This is a genomic window from Polaromonas sp. 39-63-25 (genome assembly GCF_002278925.1).
Classification (GTDB): Bacteria; Pseudomonadota; Gammaproteobacteria; order Burkholderiales; family Burkholderiaceae_C; genus Polaromonas.
The window spans coordinates 70633-86734 of sequence record NZ_NCJH01000001.1; the positions used below are offsets into that span (position 1 = coordinate 70633).

The 16102-nt window shown below is 58.9% G+C and carries 15 protein-coding genes and 3 pseudogenes; 3 read left to right on the top strand and 15 right to left on the bottom strand.

Annotated features, from left to right (window positions below; translation table 11 throughout):
* Positions 1 to 2: 2 nt before the first annotated feature.
* The 3 genes and pseudogenes from B7X65_RS00370 to B7X65_RS00380 all read right to left on the bottom strand — a co-directional run bounded on the left by B7X65_RS00370 (position 3) and on the right by B7X65_RS00380 (position 690).
* Entirely contained in the window at positions 3 to 239 is a 237-nt protein-coding gene (locus tag B7X65_RS00370; protein WP_293592455.1) for a hypothetical protein, read from the bottom strand.
* A gap of 146 nt (positions 240 to 385) precedes the next feature.
* A pseudogene (locus B7X65_RS00375) lies at positions 386 to 523 on the bottom strand (transposase); the annotation flags it as partial.
* Positions 478 to 690 (bottom strand): transposase, encoded by a 213-nt coding sequence (locus tag B7X65_RS00380; protein WP_366928900.1) that lies wholly within the window; start codon positions 688 to 690, stop codon positions 478 to 480. The pseudogene B7X65_RS00375 and the gene B7X65_RS00380, both read right to left, overlap by 46 nt.
* 110 nt (positions 691 to 800) lie before the next feature.
* Between B7X65_RS00380 and B7X65_RS00385 the strand changes: the two genes are divergently transcribed.
* Together B7X65_RS00385 and B7X65_RS00390 are read left to right on the top strand one after the other, a co-directional pair.
* A complete protein-coding gene (locus tag B7X65_RS00385) occupies positions 801 to 1043 on the top strand; it encodes an AbrB/MazE/SpoVT family DNA-binding domain-containing protein (RefSeq protein WP_293592016.1) in 243 nt (80 codons plus the stop codon).
* Positions 1040 to 1435, top strand: coding sequence for a PIN domain-containing protein (locus B7X65_RS00390; RefSeq protein WP_293592017.1), 396 nt, complete (start codon positions 1040 to 1042; stop codon positions 1433 to 1435). The genes B7X65_RS00385 and B7X65_RS00390 overlap by 4 nt, the downstream gene beginning before the upstream one ends.
* A 284-nt stretch (positions 1436 to 1719) precedes the next feature.
* Here the strand turns inward: B7X65_RS00390 and B7X65_RS00395 are convergent, their stop codons facing one another.
* Positions 1720 to 1938: a hypothetical protein gene (locus B7X65_RS00395; RefSeq protein WP_293592018.1), complete on the bottom strand. Its 219-nt coding sequence runs from the start codon at positions 1936 to 1938 to the stop codon at positions 1720 to 1722.
* Positions 1939 to 2319: 381 nt separating this feature from the next.
* Between B7X65_RS00395 and B7X65_RS00400 the strand changes: the two are divergent.
* Positions 2320 to 2439: pseudogene (locus tag B7X65_RS00400) on the top strand (IS6 family transposase); the annotation flags it as partial.
* Between the two features lie 91 nt (positions 2440 to 2530).
* Here B7X65_RS00400 and B7X65_RS00405 read toward each other — a convergent pair.
* The 11 genes and pseudogenes from B7X65_RS00405 to B7X65_RS00455 all read right to left on the bottom strand — a co-directional run bounded on the left by B7X65_RS00405 (position 2531) and on the right by B7X65_RS00455 (position 16088).
* Positions 2531 to 4186, bottom strand: a complete 1656-nt coding sequence (locus tag B7X65_RS00405) for a GMC family oxidoreductase N-terminal domain-containing protein (RefSeq protein WP_293592019.1) — start codon at positions 4184 to 4186, stop codon at positions 2531 to 2533.
* A gap of 1 nt (position 4187) precedes the next feature.
* Positions 4188 to 4466 (bottom strand): annotated as a pseudogene (locus tag B7X65_RS00410) (ABC transporter ATP-binding protein); the annotation flags it as partial.
* 148 nt (positions 4467 to 4614) lie between these two features.
* Positions 4615 to 6117 carry a dihydrolipoyl dehydrogenase gene (gene lpdA, locus B7X65_RS00415; protein WP_293592020.1) on the bottom strand — a complete coding sequence of 501 codons (1503 nt, stop codon included), beginning with the start codon at positions 6115 to 6117 and terminating at the stop codon, positions 4615 to 4617.
* Between the two features lie 189 nt (positions 6118 to 6306).
* The gene (locus B7X65_RS00420; RefSeq protein ID WP_293592021.1) at positions 6307 to 7032 is read right to left on the bottom strand and encodes an ABC transporter ATP-binding protein; all 726 of its coding nucleotides are present in this window, start codon (positions 7030 to 7032) and stop codon (positions 6307 to 6309) included.
* On the bottom strand, positions 7029 to 8816 hold the full coding sequence (locus tag B7X65_RS00425) for a branched-chain amino acid ABC transporter ATP-binding protein/permease (protein ID WP_293592022.1): 1788 nt from the start codon (positions 8814 to 8816) through the stop codon (positions 7029 to 7031). The genes B7X65_RS00420 and B7X65_RS00425 overlap by 4 nt, the downstream gene beginning before the upstream one ends.
* Entirely contained in the window at positions 8813 to 9727 is a 915-nt protein-coding gene (locus B7X65_RS00430; RefSeq protein WP_293592023.1) for a branched-chain amino acid ABC transporter permease, read from the bottom strand. The genes B7X65_RS00425 and B7X65_RS00430 overlap by 4 nt, the downstream gene beginning before the upstream one ends.
* 169 nt (positions 9728 to 9896) lie before the next feature.
* A complete protein-coding gene (locus tag B7X65_RS00435) occupies positions 9897 to 11093 on the bottom strand; it encodes an ABC transporter substrate-binding protein (protein ID WP_293592024.1) in 1197 nt (398 codons plus the stop codon).
* A 61-nt stretch (positions 11094 to 11154) separates the two neighbouring features.
* Positions 11155 to 12453, bottom strand: a complete 1299-nt coding sequence (locus B7X65_RS00440; protein ID WP_293592025.1) for a dihydrolipoamide acetyltransferase family protein — start codon at positions 12451 to 12453, stop codon at positions 11155 to 11157.
* A gap of 8 nt (positions 12454 to 12461) precedes the next feature.
* The gene (locus B7X65_RS00445) at positions 12462 to 13172 is read right to left on the bottom strand and encodes a GntR family transcriptional regulator (RefSeq protein ID WP_293592026.1); all 711 of its coding nucleotides are present in this window, start codon (positions 13170 to 13172) and stop codon (positions 12462 to 12464) included.
* Positions 13169 to 13894: an SDR family NAD(P)-dependent oxidoreductase gene (locus B7X65_RS00450; RefSeq protein WP_293592027.1), complete on the bottom strand. Its 726-nt coding sequence runs from the start codon at positions 13892 to 13894 to the stop codon at positions 13169 to 13171. The genes B7X65_RS00445 and B7X65_RS00450 overlap by 4 nt, the downstream gene beginning before the upstream one ends.
* Positions 13887 to 16088, bottom strand: coding sequence for a thiamine pyrophosphate-dependent enzyme (locus tag B7X65_RS00455; RefSeq protein WP_293592028.1), 2202 nt, complete (start codon positions 16086 to 16088; stop codon positions 13887 to 13889). Before B7X65_RS00455 ends, B7X65_RS00450 begins: the two co-directional genes overlap by 8 nt.
* Between the last annotated feature and the right edge of the window lie 14 nt (positions 16089 to 16102).

Here is a 16102-nt window from a genome sequence, read left to right on the forward strand (position 1 = left end):
GTTCAATGGTTGGGCGCGTCCAATATCGCATCCAAATCGGCCATGACAAAGCCGTGCCCAGCTTCTGCGGCGATCTGCTTCAAGTCAGCGTTCATCCGGTCGCGATTCTGATTTCGCGCCCAGAACATGGGGCATCCTTCCCAGCGCGGAAATCCGTAACTCTGCACGAGCACCACGTCGACATCGCTGGCCCGCCGGGCAACGCCTTCGGCGAGCAGCAACGCCGCTTCGTTGGCCATGGCCAGAAACGCGCGCCTGCGGATCTCATCCGCGCCCGAGCGGCTTTCGTGTGATCCCGCAGCTTTGCTGACTGCAGCAAGCTCATCACGACGGCAGCACGTTGGCCGGCCAGTTCACTGCCTGCGAACAACCAGCCCGGCGTCCCATAGGCCCTATGTGTTTTCTTATGGCCGGGCTGAAGCATGGCCACCGGCGTCTCGTCAGCATGAAGCACCGCGTGGCTGAGAATCTCGTCCTTCAAGGCATCGACCAGCGGCTGCAACTGCACCCCGCACACGCCCAACGGTGCACGATGTTGGCGTTGATGCCGTGGGCCAGGGCCACGCCGGCCACGGACGCTCCGGGTTGGCGGCACTCCTGCGCGATCCGGGTCTTGATCTCTGTGCTGTAAACGCGTCTCTTGGGCCGATTGGCGTGAGCTTCGCTCGCCATGGTGTGCATGATCTTCATCGTGCACACTATCTGTAAGGCTGGCTGACATAGTTGCTCGGGCGATTTGAGTCAATTCACCCTTGACAATTCGAGCGCCTTACAGTAAAGTAAGGAAAAAGGATTTAATCATGTCAACCGCAACCCTCACATCCAAAGGCCAGATCACAATCCCAGTAGAGGTCCGCAATGACCTCAAGGTTGATGCTGGTGATCGCGTTGAGTTTGTTCAAATCGCGCCCGGCCGCTACGAGTTCGTGGCGGCTACCAGCGAAGTAACGGCGCTCAAGGGGATGTTTGGCCCAGCCAAGAAGACCGTTTCCATTGAAGCCATGAACGCGGCCATCGCACAGCGCGGGGCGGCGGCACGATGATCGGCCTCGATACGAATGTCCTCGTTCGCTACATCATGCAGGACGACCCCAAGAATTCGCCCAAGGCGACCAAGTTGATTGAGTCTCTGGACGGTGACAACCCCGGATACATCACCATGGTGTCCGTGATCGAGTTGTACTGGGTGTTGACCTCCTGCTACGAGTTGACAGGGGAGCAAGTTGGCCAAGCGTTGGAGGCGATTCTTCGGACCAAACAATTTTTGGTAGAGCGTGCGGATCAGGTAATGCGTGCCCTGCGAGTCTTTGGTGAAGGTAAGGCCGACTTTGCAGACTGTTTGATCGAAAGGTCTGCAACGGGTGCTGGTTGCGCCCAAACCATGACTTTTGATGTTGGCGCATCAAAGCACGCTGGCATGACTTTAATTGCCTGAAAGGAAAAAAGCACCATGAAAACGCAAAGCCCAAATAATTAGACGGACTGTAGACAGCCTGTATATGCAAGGCGTGTGCGCAAAAAAGGGTTGGAGCAAGCCACACGCTGCTTTCATGGTTGTCGAATACCTGACTTCAAAAGGGCATAGTCTTTTTGAGTTTATGGAGCAGCAGCCCGCGACCGCCGTTTAGGGGGCCGTGCCGGGATACGGGTCAAAATGATACACATCATGCCCCTACTCGAGTGGGAAGGCCTTGATCTCCGCGCCCCGGCAGCGCCACGCTACGCGGCAGGCAGGAAAATTTCGCGGCCTTCCCTTGCCGATTGCAGGATCGCCAGGCAGACCGCCAGGGTGTCGCGCCCCCAGCGCCCATCATGCACGGCCGCGGCCTGGCCTTGGACTGCGGCGACCATTTCATCGAGGACGTCGCCGTAGCCGGGCACGCTCTGTCCGGCAGGCAGCGCCACTTCCTGCACGCCGTCGTGGGTGTAAAGCAGCACACCATCGGCCGAAGGCCGGGCATCGGCCTTTTCGCAGGTCGCGATCAGTACGCCAAAGTGCGGCTGGTGGGGCCGGTGCGCCGACTGGATGGCCTTCCAAAACGGACTGCCGTAACCGTAGCGCTGCGCGCGGACCGCGGCTTCGGCCGTATCCGCGGTGCTTTGCCGCAGACTGCGCCGGCTGCTGGCGTGGGCCGCCGTCTTGGGCTGGCCCGACTCGCCAAGGTTCTGTCGCGTTGCCGGCTGATGAACGTGTTTTGAGTAGGAACGGATGCCAGCTCCTCAAACGGGACGGATTTGTCCTGCCAATGCATAAAACTGGTCAGCAAAAGACAGCTTGATGCAGCCTTGCAGCAGGAGCTGACCTTTACGGATCATGTGAGTGCGCGAATCATCATTGGAGGTATCGAAACCATGCACATGATCCGCAAGGGGCAGATGAACTGTCCCGAGGGATCAACTATGTCCGCAGCACAGCTGTTCTACAGCCTCGCTGTTTGATCACTAGGCCGGCGACGCCACTTCTTTCGGCCTGGCGCCACTATCGCGACAAAACCGGTTTGCCGCAGTGTGCTGCGGCGATCGAGTCGGGTTAGAGGGCAGCGGGGGGAAGCGGAGTCCACGCGCGGATCATGTCGGCCGCCTTTTCGCCGATCATCATGGCGGCTGCGCAGGTATTGGCCGACGGGATGGTCGGCATCACGGAGGCATCGACAACGCGAAGGCCTTGCATGCCGTGTACTCGCAATTGGTCGTCGACGACAGCCCCGGCATCGTTGGCTGGCCCCATGCGCGCTGTGCCGTTGAGGTGATAGGAGGACACGCCAAATCGACGCGCGAAGTCCAGCAGTTCATCGTCGCTGCGAACTTCGGCGCCGGGCAGCGATTCGGCGAGCGCGAAGCGCTCCAGCTCGGGCGTCTGCAGCAGACGGCGGGCGATCCGCATGCCACCGAGCAGCACTTCGCGATCGCGCTCGTCCTCAAGGTAGTTGGGCTGGATGAGCGGGTCGGTGAACGGGTCGGCGGATCGCGCCTCAACATAGCCGGCGCTGTGCGGCCGATGTTGCCAGACGCCGCAGGTCATGCCCGGGTACACGTCGAGCATGCCGACGTAGCCCTCCCGATAGCTCGCCGGCGCAAATACGCCTTGCAGGTCGGGACGCACCAGTCCCGGCCGAGAGTGCCAGAACCAATGGACCAACGACGGGCTCAACGCAAGGATGTTCGGCCGCCCGACCATCCAACGGGCAATCTGCGCCCATAACCGCGGGGCGCGCGACAACTCGTTCATCGTCGTCGCGCCTTTCACGCCGGCGACAAGCCGCACGGAGAAGTGATCGCGCAAGTTTGCGCCGACGCCGCCCAGATCGTGGAGCACGGGGACGCCGATGCGGCGCAAAAGTTCAGCCGGGCCAACGCCCGACTGCTGCAGCAGTTTCGGCGTGTTGATGGCGCCACCGCACAGCAGCACCTCGCGACGGGCCGACACCACTTTCGCGCTTTCAAGCTGCGTGCCGCGGACATACCTAACGCCGCTCGCACGCTTGCCGTCGAACTCCACCGAGATCGCGCGCGCGTTGGTGCGAATGCTCAGGTTGCCGCGGCTGCGCGCCGGCCACAGATAAGTGCGCGAGGTGCTCATGCGCCAGCGTCCGGCGATCGTGCGCTGGTAGTAGCCGACACCTTCCTGCGTCTCCCCGTTGTAGTCGGGATTGCGCGGCATACCGAGGCTTTGCGCACCGGCGATAAATTGTTCGCAAAGGGGATGGATCCAATCGATGTCGCTGATCGGCAGGGGACCCGCGCGGCCACGATAGCGGTCGTCGCCGGAACCAAATCGACGTTCGTTGCGTTTGAAGTAGGGCAGCACCTCTGCGTAGCTCCAGCCGCGGTTGCCGAGTGCCGCCCAGTCGTCGAAGTCCTCGCGTTGGCCGCGGTTGTAGACCAAGCCGTTGATTGAGGTCGAGCCGCCAAGCGTGCGTCCCTGCGGCAGCGGAACACGGCGTCCATTTGTCAACGCAGTGGGTTCGGAGGAAAACTGCCAAGTCCAGGCCGGGTCGAAAAGGACCTTAATGAAGCCGGCGGGAATGTGGAGAAATGGATGCCAGTCGGCGGAGCCAGCCTCGAGCAGGCACACCGTCGTTTGGCCGTCCTCGGTGAGACGGTTGGCCAAGATGGCACCTGCCGCGCCTCCGCCGACGATGACGTAGTCGAAGGTCTCAGATTCGCCCTTGTAGCGTGTCTGCATTTCAATGCTCCCCCAAGTAGGCCGCGCGGATCCTCGGATCGCGGCGAAGGTCGGCGCAGCGACCTTGCATCGTGATGCGCCCTGTTTCCAGTACGTACCCACGCTCGGCCACCGCCAGGGCTTGGTTGGCCATCTGCTCCACGAGGAGAATCGTGACGCCGCGCGCCGTCAGGCTGCGGATGACGCCGAAGATCTCCTTCACCACCAAGGGCGCGAGTCCTAGCGACGGCTCGTCTAGCAGCAGCAGCTTGGGGCGCGCCATCAGCGCACGGGCGATCGCCGCAGGCGATACGGCCCGGTGTCCCCGAAGCCAGACACCGACGCGTAGCGCTCGAACTCCAGCAAGTTTTCCATCAAAGCTCACTTTTCGCTTGAAGATGCGTGGTTCCCTCTCAAGTGTGGCGATCATCTTCTTCACCGGGAATGTCTTAACGGCGGGTAGGTGGCAAGTCAGTGCATGAGCTATGCGCGACTTCCGCGGCCATGCCAATCGACTCGCCCAGTGTCGGGTGAGGGTGAATGGTTTTGCCGATGTCCACAGCATTGGCTCCCATCTCGATGGCCAGCGCCACTTCTCCAATGATGTCTCCGGCGTTTGTACCGACTATGCCGCCGCCCAAAATCCTGCCGTGCCCGTGCGCTTCAGGGCTGTCGTCAAAAAGCAGCTTGGTGACGCCTTCGTCGCGGCTGTTGGCAATGGCGCGACCCGAGGCGGCCCAGGGGAACAGCCCCTTCCTAACCTTGATCCCCCGTGCCCTGGCCTGGTCTTCGGTCAGGCCTACCCAGGCTACTTCGGGATCGGTGTAGGCCACGCTCGGGATCACCCGGGCATTAAACGCGCTGCCTGCCAGTTCCTTGTTGCCCTGTAGCTCACCGGCGATGACCTCAGCCGCCACGTGCGCCTCGTGAACTGCTTTGTGTGCAAGCATGGGCTGACCAACGATATCGCCGATGGCAAAGATATGCGGGACGTTGGTGCGCATCTGGATGTCAACATTGATGAAGCCGTGCTCTGTCACCGTGACGCCTGCCTTGTCAGCAGCGATCTTCTTGCCGTTCGGTGTCCGTCCCACCGCTTGCAACACCAGGTCGTAAATACCTTCGGATTCGGCACCTTTTGGGTCCTCAAATCTCACTTTGATGCCTTCGGCCGTAGCGCTGGCGCCCACCGCTTTGGTCTTGAGCTTTATGTTGTCGAACCGGTACGCATTTTTCTTCTGCCAAACCTTCACGAGGTCCGTGTCGGCGCCTAGCATCAGGCTGTCAGACATCTCGACCACATCCAGACGCGCGCCCAGGGTGCTATAAACCGTTCCCATCTCTAGGCCGATGATGCCGCCGCCCAGAATAAGCAACCGCTTGGGAACCGTCTGGAGGGCAAGGGCGCCGGTAGAGTCCACTATCCGGGGGTCGTCGGGCAAGAAAGGAAGGCGCGCAGCCTCGCTGCCGGCAGCAATGATGGCTGTCCTGAAGACTATGACTTTTTTGACGCCGGTTTCCCCCTGGCCCGTGCCGGTGGTTTCATGCACTTCAATTTGTTTTGGCCCCACAAACGAACCGCGTCCGCGAATGACAGTCACTTTGCGCAATTTAGCCATGGCTGCCAGACCGCCAGTGAGCTTGCCGATGACTTTGTCCTTGTGGCTGCGCAGCTTGCCGATGTTTACATTAGGCGCATTGAACTCTACCCCCGCATCGGCCAGTTGCCGGACTTCGTCCATGACGCCGGCCACATGCAGCAGCGCCTTGGACGGGATGCAGCCCACATTCAGGCAAACCCCGCCAAGAGTTGCGTAGCGCTCCACCAGAATGACCTTGAGACCCAAGTCGGCCCCGCGGAAGGCGGCGCTGTAACCGCCTGGGCCTGAGCCGAGCACAAGCAGGTCGCAGGTATGACCCCCATCCTGCTCTTTGACGTTAGTGGAAGACATGAAAAATCCTTCGAGGAAAGTGGAAAGCGATGTCGTACCTTGCCAGGCAGCTCGGCGTAAATAAACGATGGGGATGGGCACTCATGAAGCCGTGGGTCTCCGTTGTTTTGTTCGCTCTACGTCAACTGCAGGCTACCGCCGCACAGCCAGGATGGGTGGGACGCCGGCCCTACCGGAATCGTGTGCAGACTAGTTCTTGTGCTTGCCCAGATAGATGTCCCGCACGCGGTCGTCCTCAAGCAGCTCTCTGCCCGTACCTTCCATCACCACCGAGCCCACTTCGAGAACGTATGCACGGTCGGAGACTGCCAGCGCCTGGTTCGCCATCTGTTCTACCAGCAGGATGGTCATGCCCCCATCTCTTAATCCTTTAATGATCTTGAAGATGTCGGCCACGATACGTGGGGCAAGGCCCAGCGACGGCTCGTCCAGCATCAGGATCTTCGGTTTGCTCATCAGGGCGCGGGAAATCGCCAGCATCTGCTGCTCGCCGCCGGAAAGTGTGCCTGCATACTGCTCGCGCCGCTCCTGCAGGAGGGGGAACATGGTGAAGCAGCGTTCAATTTCAGGGGCCAGCTCCGCCGCGGACTGCTTTCGGGCATAGGCACCCAGCATGAGATTGTCCAGAACCGTTTGATTCGGAAAAACCTGGCGTCCTTCCGGCACATGGCAGAGGCCCATCTTAACCCGGTTGTGTGGCATGACGCCGTCAAGCGACGCGCCATCGAACACGATGGATCCGCTGTTCGATACCTGAATCCCTGAGATGGCCCGCATCATCGTGCTTTTCCCTGCGCCGTTGCCGCCGATCATGGTGACGATTTCACCCTGATCGACATGCAGCGAGACGGACTTCAAGGCCTGAATCGTTCCATAGGATACGGAGAGGTTGCGAATGTCCAGAACACGAGTCATTTTGAGTGCTCCGAGGGGAGGCCGAGGTAGGCTTCAATCACTTTCGGATTCTCCTGAATATCTGCTGGCCTGCCCTCGGCAATAAGCACGCCATAGTCCAGCACGAAGACATGGTCGGAGATCGACATGACCAAATCCATGTGATGCTCAATCAGCAGGATCGACAGGCCAAGCTCTTTCAACTTCTTGATAACCGCCGTCAGTTCGACCGTCTCCGCAGGGTTAAGCCCCGCTGCCGGTTCGTCCAGCAGCAACAGTTGCGGATTGGTTGCAAACGCTCGAGCGATCTCGAGTCGGCGCTGCAACCCGTATGGCAGGCTGGATGCCTCTGAATCTGCAAGTTCGTTCATGCCGAAAAACTTGAGGATATGCATGGCCTTCCCCCGGATTGCGCGCTCCTCCGCGAGGCTGCCGGGAAGGCCGAATACATAGGAAAAAAAGCCTGTCTTCTGGACGGAATAAAACCCGACCATGACGTTCTCCAATGCGGACAGACCATGGAATAGCTTGAGGTTCTGGAAGGTCCTGCCTATTCCGGCGCGAGCGATCTCATTGGCCGACTTGCCGACGAGTTCCTTACCGTCGAAGACAATGCTTCCGGAATCAGGCGCAATCAGTCCGGACAAGAGATTCAACGTGGTGGTTTTGCCCGCACCATTTGGACCGATCAGTGAAACGATCGAACCTTGCCGTGTTTGAATGGAAACCTTGTTGGTTGGCACGACCCCGCCAAAGCTCTTGTGCAAATCCTTTGTATCGAGAAGAATCCCACCCAATCCGCCGGCTGCTTGACGGGGCTCAAGATGGATGGTGGACTCGTCCCCACCGCGCATGTCAGATGGTGGTGTCCGGCGACCAAAGAGCCTAGGGAACCGGCTTTCCAGCCAGCCAGCCAAACCATTGGGCATGGCATACAGCGCAAACAGCAGCAATAGGCCATAGGCGAAATGCTGGACCTCTGGCCATCGCGCCAGCATTGCATCCACGAGCGTCAGGACCACGGCGCCTAGGAATGAACCCAACGGTGTCTTTCCGCCGAAAAGAACGACGACGAGGAAGAATACTGACAGGTTGAAATTGACGAAGTCCGAATTGAAATACTGGTTCTGTTGCGCCATCAGGGCGCCAGCCAGGCCGCATGTCACCGCGCTCAGGACAAAGGCAAGGATCTTGAACCGGTAAACGCTGATGCCAACGCTTTCAGCCGCGATTTCGGAGGTTCGCACTGCAGCGAACCCACGGCCGAACCTGCCGTTCAGCAGCAGCGTTGTGGAGATGTGCAAGGCGAGCCCAAGAATTGCGGCCATAACCACCCACATGCGGATGTCGAAGGTTGTAGAGCCGATGTAAAGGCTGCCGATTCCGTTGAAGCCTTCCTGACCACGGAAAACCTCTGTCCATTCGGAGGCGACTTTCTCGATGAGTAGCCCACAGGCGATGGTCACCATGGCCAGACTCGGCCCCTTGACTTTAAGGGCGGGGATGGCAATCAATATGCCAAACAGTGCTGACAACAACATGGCGGCCCCCAGTGCAAGCCAGGGGTCGACTTGGTAGTTGACGGTCAGGATCGCAGCCGTGTAGGCGCCGACGCCAAAGAGGCCCGCGTGCCCGAGGGACTTCTGGCCGGTCTGGCCGACGAGGATGTTGAAACCCGTGGCGGCAATGTAGTACACACCGATGTTGAAGAGAACCGACAGGTAGAACTCGTTGGCGCCGGAGTAGGCTACGGCGATGACGAGACCCGTGATCAGCAATGCGGAAATCGTTGAACGGGTGCTCATACTTTCTCCGCATGCACCCGGCCGAGCAGACCGGCAGGCTTAAAGTAGAGGATGACGATGATCAGTGAAAACACTGCGATTTCACGCAGGTTGGAGTACCAAAGGCCGACCATGAATTCCAGGATCCCGATAAGGAATCCTCCAAGAATGCAACCACGCGGATTCTCGAGACCACCGAGAATCGCTGCGGAAAAAGCCATCAAGGCAATGGACGAGCCGACGAACACAGAAGCGGTAGCGATAGGGGCGATCAGCACGCCGGCGATTGCCGCCAATGCGGAACTGACGACGAAGACGGAAATCGCGATGGCGTCGGCGTTGATTCCCATCAGGCAGGCCGTGTTCTTGCTGAATGCAACGGCCATGACGGCTTTGCCGATGCGGGTTTTATGAAGGATCCAGTCAAAGACAACCATCAGGGAAAGCGTGGCCGCAAAGACCAGGATTTCCTGCGGTCGGATTCCCGCGCCGAAGACCCTGATGACCGAACTGCCGAACGGTGAGCCGAGCGCAATAGGTGCAGGGCCCCAGATCATCAGGGCGATGTTCTGGATGATGATGCCGAAGCCGATAGTACTCATCACCCAAGACAGGCCTCCATCGCCCACGAAGTGTTTGATGGCAACTAGATAAAGCAGGAAGCCCAGCACGGCAAGCACTGCCGCGCTGGCAAGAAGGGCAAAGAGATAAGAGCCCGCAGTGACGTCTTCTGGGGTTGGAAAACCTAGCAGCTTTCCCTGGCTGACGAGCAGGATCGCACTCACCCCGATCAAGCCCGCCAGCGACAAAAACGCACCCTGGCCAAAATTGAATGTCTTGGTTGTCGTGTAAGTCAGGCTAAAGCCGAACGCCACCAGCGCGTACACGCTGCCCAATGCAAGTCCGCTTAGGATCGCCTGCAAAATTACCATATCGATTCCGTCCGTTGTTACTTTTCGCCACTACATCAATCGGCGAATATTGCTCGCCTCGAAAAAAAGCGCCCGTCGGCAATGAAGCGACGCTGTGCTGCGCCAAGACCGGTACAGCACAGCCTCGCGCATCGCCGAGGGCGATTCAGGGAACCGCTAAATGGATTGCTCAATTGCGAAGATCTGCGGGAGTCAGGGACTTCGTGATCTCATCGTCAACGGAAACTACCTTGCCATTCACCCAGCGCACAAGCCGGAAGTCCTTATAAGACAGAGCCTCGTGATTCGACTTGCTGAAGGGCTGCGAATAGGTCTTGACCACACCGTCAATGTTTTGCAACTTCTCAAGGGCCGCCTGGACTTTGTCGCCGTCGGTGGTTTTCGCCTGCTCCATGGCAGCCGCCAGCATCTTCACCGAGTCGTAGGCGTGCGCTGCGAAGACGAATGTGGGCAGCTTGCCGTCCTTCGCGAGAATTCCGTCATAGAGTGCTTTCGCCTTGGCGGACGAACTCTCGGTAATGGACGCGGTAAAGACCATCTTCTGGGCAAGATCGGGGCCGGCTATCCGCACGAAAGGCGAGCTCAAGTTTGCCCACGACGCCAATGTCACCGGGAAGTAGTTGAGCTTTTCCATGCTGCGCATTACATGTGCATTGGAATCGGCCAGCGCATAGACGATCAGGGTGTCCGCCCCCGAAGCCTTGATCTTGTTCAGCTGGGACGTCATGTCCGTGTCCTTGGGCCCGAATTTTTCGGAGGCCACAGGCTCTACGCCATGCTTTGCAAGAATTTCAAGCGCATCCTTGGCGCCCTGCTGGCCGTACCCGGTCGTGTCAGCAATGATCGCCACCTTCTTCGCCTTGCTGGCCTTCACGGCATAGGCGGCCAGCAGCGTGATCTGGTCACGGTCTCGCATGGAGACGCGGAAGATGTAGTTGGCCGGCTCGGTCGCATATCGGTTGGTAATCTCGCTGGCGGTTGCCGAAGGGGAGATCGTCGGTATCTTTTTCTGCTGCGAGATATGCATCCACGCCAGCATGTTGCCGGAGTTGACGCCGCCTAGCATGGCTGCGACACCTTCGTTATTCACCAGTTCGTTGGTGTTCTGGATGGACTTGGGCGGGCTTCCTGTGTCATCCCGTGGCACGATGACCAGCTTCTTGCCCAGGACGCCTCCGGCTGCGTTGATTTCATTGGCCGCATAGCGTGCGCCCGCCAGTGCCGAGACGCCGAAGTCGGCCGAGCCGGTGGCGGACATATCGCTGTTGTAGCCGATCTTGATCTCCCCTTGGGCGAGTGCCATTGGGGTGATGAGTGCGGCTGCGAGGGTGGCAATGGCCACGCGTAGTGTTTTCTTCGTTTGCATTAATGTCTCCTTCATTTAACGGGAAAATACCCGGATTCGGTAGCTAGTTGCCCTTTGGCGGTCATAGCAGCATGGTGGTGGGCGATTCGATCAGCTGTTTCAACTCCTGTAAAAACCGCGCACCGAGTGCTCCGTCGATTACCCGGTGATCAGCGGACAAGGTCATCGTCATCGACGGCCTGGACTGGACCGTGGTTCCGCTAAGGGTGATCTGGTCCATGACTCTGCCGACAGCCAGAATGGCGCACTGAGGCGGGTTGATGATTCCGGCGAACTCGTCGATACCGTACATTCCGAGATTCGATATCGTGAAGCTGCCCCCCGTGAATTGAGCCGGTTGCAATTTTCCCTTCTTTGCGGCTTCGGCCAGGGAACGGATTTCTCTGGAGATTTCTCTCAGACCCTTGAGGTTCGCGTTTTGCACGATAGGAGTAATCAGGCCGGCATCGACCGAGACGGCGACGCTAATGTCGACGGTGTCGAGTTGTTCGATCCCGTCATCGCTCCATCGGACATTCATTTCCGGAACGTTCGAGAGGGCGCGCGAAACGCCAAGCACGATCAAGTCGTTGACCGATATCTTTTCTCCCTTTCCCGCTCCTGCCAGTCTGGCGTTAAGCGTGTGTCTGGCCTCGGTCAGCGCCGAGACGTCACAGGTTGTCTTGAGATAGAAATGCGGAATGGATTGCTTGGATTCAACCAATCTCCGCGCAATGGCCTTGCGCATGGCGGTATGCGGTTTCGTCCGTGATGCTGGCTTCGATACACCGACTTCCGGTGCTTTCGCCTCGAAATGTCCTGTCGCAGCGGGTGCGACGCCTCCTCGCGTTGACCGATCAATGTCGGCTCGCACAATTCGTCCGTTGGGCCCGCTCCCTGTCACCGTTGAAATATCCACGCGGAGCTCCCGGGCGATCCTCCTGGCTGACGGGCTGGCAAAGAACCGATGCGGGCTCACCGAGGCCAGTGATTCGGTAGGCCTGTGGGGCGGAAGGTTCTGCGTAGAACTTCTGACCTGACCGCCCGAATCCTCTTTCAGGATGGGCTGGTCCGCAGTGGGGGCCGCTTTCACGGGGACCACGGATGAAGAGTGTGGCTGCGGTGCACTGCGATTTTCCGCGGTGCCAAGCAGCGTCGCAATCACGCTTCCAACCGCGACATCGTCCCCACCGGCGGCGACTAGGATTGTCTCGAGCGTGCCACCATCGAGGGCTTCCAGTTCGACGATCGCCTTGTCGGTTTCAATTTCCGCGATGATTTCCCCGACCTTGATGTTGTCGCCCGGAGCTTTCAGCCACTGGATGATCTTGCCCTGGTTGGTGCCGGCGCCGATATTCGGCATCATGATGCTGATAGACATGGTGTTGGTCAGTGGTAGGAGACAGTTTCGATGTACGCAGCGGCATCGGAGATATCGGCCACGATTGCTTGCTGGGCACGAATGGCGTCCTGGTGTTGGAGCGCGTGGAGGAGGTCGCGATGATGAGAAAAAGAACTCCAGGCTTGGAGCTCCCGACCCTGTTTGTGCATCGTTTTCGCAAAGATCGGAGCCACCTTGAGCCATATGGATTCGATGATCTTCACCAGCATCGGCATCCGCGACGCGTTGTAGACAAGAAAGTGCAGCTTCCTATTGGCCTGGATAATGCGCCTGACATCCGTCTTTTCCGCCGAACCGAGACGATCAAATTCCAGGACATGGTTCTCCAGTGTCGCGAGTTCTTCAGCGGTCATATTGGTGGCAGCGTGCGACGCGGCCAGTCCTTCGACATGGCACCGAATGGTGACGATCTCCCTCAGCTGCGCAATGCTGGGCTCCGGTACAAAGAACCCCTTGTTGGGCGCCGACAGCCACGCCCCTTCCGAGACCAGCCGGCTGGCTGCTTCCCGCACCGGCATCGGGCTGGTATTCAAAGTTTGCGCCAGTGTCCGCAATGTCATACGCTCGCCTGGCTGGACTTCACCGTCAAGCAGCAGAAGCTTCAACTGCTGGTAGACATTGTCTGCAACGGTCTGCCGGGCTCCGACAGCGGTCAATGTGTCATACGACGTCATTTTTTTCCAATCAAACAGGTTCATGGCATGTACACGCCGCCGTTCACGTCGATCGTCGCCCCGCACATGTAGTTTGCTCCGTTTGTGCAGAGGAAGGCGATGGGCAGGGCGATCTCGCGTGCCGAGGACATCCGGCCCATTGGAATTCCGGAGGTGTCGATCGAAGTAGATGCGGTCATGGCTGTGACGGACGCGCCTGGAGCGACGCAGTTGACGTTGATGCCTGCCTGCGCGCCCTTTCTTGCCAGCCACTTGACGAGCGCGCTGACACCGCCTTTTGCGGCGACGTAATGCGGACTAGCCTTGAGGCCGCCCATGCGCGCTGCCACCGACGAAACAAGAACGATTTTTCCCTTGCCTGTATAGGCCATCTTGGCCATGGCCGGCCGAACCAGATTGATGACCCCTAACAAGTTGATGTCGACAACCTGACGAAAGACATCGTCCCAGTCCGCATCGTTCCAGTCATCCCACGGACAAAAGCCCGCATTGGCCACCACGGCATCCAGCCGCTCAAGTTCGTTGAGCAGTTTTTCAGTCGCAGGCCGGTCCCTGACGTCGAGCGCTCGGGTGATGACCGTAACGCCGCAGGACTTCCGCAGTTCCTCTGCGAATGCGAGGGGTTCATCCCTATCGAGAAGAACCAGGTGGGCGCCCATGGCCGCACAGACCCGCGCGGTCTCGCTGCCGATTCCACCGGCAGCCCCCGTGATCAGAATCGTTTTTTCCCGGAGGTCGTCAAGCACTTTGAAGCTCTCCCTGTGGAAACTCAAGCCCGCTGTCTGCGAACATCTCGCGCAGCATCACTTCAACGTCCTTGCTTCCAGCCAAGGCTGCCATTTCAAGTACCTGCGAGACGACGGGTGGCGCCCATTTACCAGTGACGCGCTTCACGGGCTGATCTAGGTAGTCAAAAAATCTGCGCTGGATTTCATCCGCGATCAATGATCCGAGGCTGGTCCCTCGCGTGGTCTGTTCGACGATCACGACACGACCGGTTTTTTTGACTGATTCCTCGATCGCCGCGTAATCGATGTCGCGCTGGGAGAGTGTGCGCAGATCCAGCACGTCGGCGCTGACGCCTAGCTTGTCCACCAGTTGGCAGCAGGGATCGACCATGGTCTGGGTCGTGATGATCGTTATCTGGTCGCCAAGCCGCAATCGTTTGGCTTTTCCGATTTCGACGTAGTAGTCTAGGTCGACAGGAACCAGGGTCTTCTTGCGGTGCAAGTCCTGCGGCTCAATCACCAGGACGGGGTCTGTGCAGCGCAGCGCAGAGTTCATGAGGCCCACATAATCGAAGGCATTCGATGGTGCAAGCACCTTCCACCCGGGGTACATGGCAAAGATGGCCGCCGGGTCCATTGAATGTTGCGACCCATAACCTTCCGCGCCGGGAATCCGGCTGCGCAACACGAGAGGGACATTGGCCGTCCCATTGAACAGGTGGCGTATCTTCCCAGCCTGATTCAATAACTGGTCCCCCGCGACGAGGAAGAAGTCGCTGTACATCAGCTCAATGATCGGCTTCAAGCCCGACAGCGCCGCCCCAGTCGCAAGTCCACAGAATCCGCTCTCGGTGATCGGTGTGTTGATCAGGCGGCCAGGGAATTTCGCGGCAAGGTCTTTGGTTGCGCCCACCGTGCCGCCTCGCATGTTGGCGACATCTTCGCCAAAAACGTGAATGGTTTCGTCCTTTTCCATGCGGGCGCCCACCGACTTCGATATGGCCTCGATGAACGACATGGGCACCATCTCGGAGTCCTTGAAGTCTTCATGCTCCCTGAACTCGACGCCCTCGAACTCGCGCATGTCGGAAGAAAGATGGTCGTCCACCGTGGAGATATCAGGCCAGAGGTTGGCGCGAATTTTTGTTGCAGAACCGTCGCCCTCGACGCAGCTTTCATAGGCTGCTTCTACGGCGCTTGTCGCTGCCTTGTCCAGCCGGTCCAGTTCGTCCGGCGTGAGCTGGTTTCTCTTGACGAGCTCAGTCTGCAGAAACGACCAAGGGTCACGCTTTAACCACGATTTTTCCTCGTCCTTGGTCCTGTATCCGAATGCGCTGCCGGGAATCGATGAACTCTGGTGGTAGTAGCGGTAAACATCCGCCAGGATGAAGACCGGGCGTCCTTCTCTTTTGATGTAGTCGCGAGCCCAACGGGTCGCATGCCATACCGCGACTGGATTCATCCCATCGACCCTGATCGCATCGATTCCGTGTGCGACAGGGCGCGTCAGAAGCTCTGTCTCATACGTCGATTGCTCGACGCTCATCGACACGGCATACTGGTTGTTCTCGAGAAAGAAGATCATCGGCAAGCGGTAGAGTGCCGCAAGATTGAGCGACTCGTGGGTTGCCCCCTGGTGCACAGCGCCGTCGCCAAAGAAGGTGACCGTCAATTGCCCTGATTCGCGGCGCTTCTCCGCAAATGCATGACCGCATGCGATCGGAATACCACCGGCAACAATGGCATTCGTCCCCATGATTCCGAGCTCGGCCTTGCGCAGGTGCATCGAGCCACCGCGTCCACCCGTCCAGCCGTCCTTGAGTCCAAGGATCTCATGCATCATGGCCTTGATTTCTCTTTGCATCGCTTCGTCGAGGCCATCGGTCAGCGGATCAAACTGGTCGTGATACAGGGCGTTAACCGCCTTCGCGACACATTGATGATGCGCCCTGTGGGTGCCATTGATGAGCGTGCCCGTCGGCAGCGCCGCAATGCAGCCCGCCGCGCCACCTTCTTGGCCGATACTGGAATGGGCAGGGCCATGCACCAAGTCCAGCTTGTCGAGTTGAAGGATTTTTTCTTCAAAGCGGCGTGCGACCAGAAAAAGCGTGACGATTCGAACTAGGTCGCTCTTGGTGAGGCTGGACCAGTCGTCTTCGCCAAATTCGTAAGTGCGACCTGAAGCCTTGGGCCTGATGTCAGTGAGTTTCATGGTGATTTCGTTAG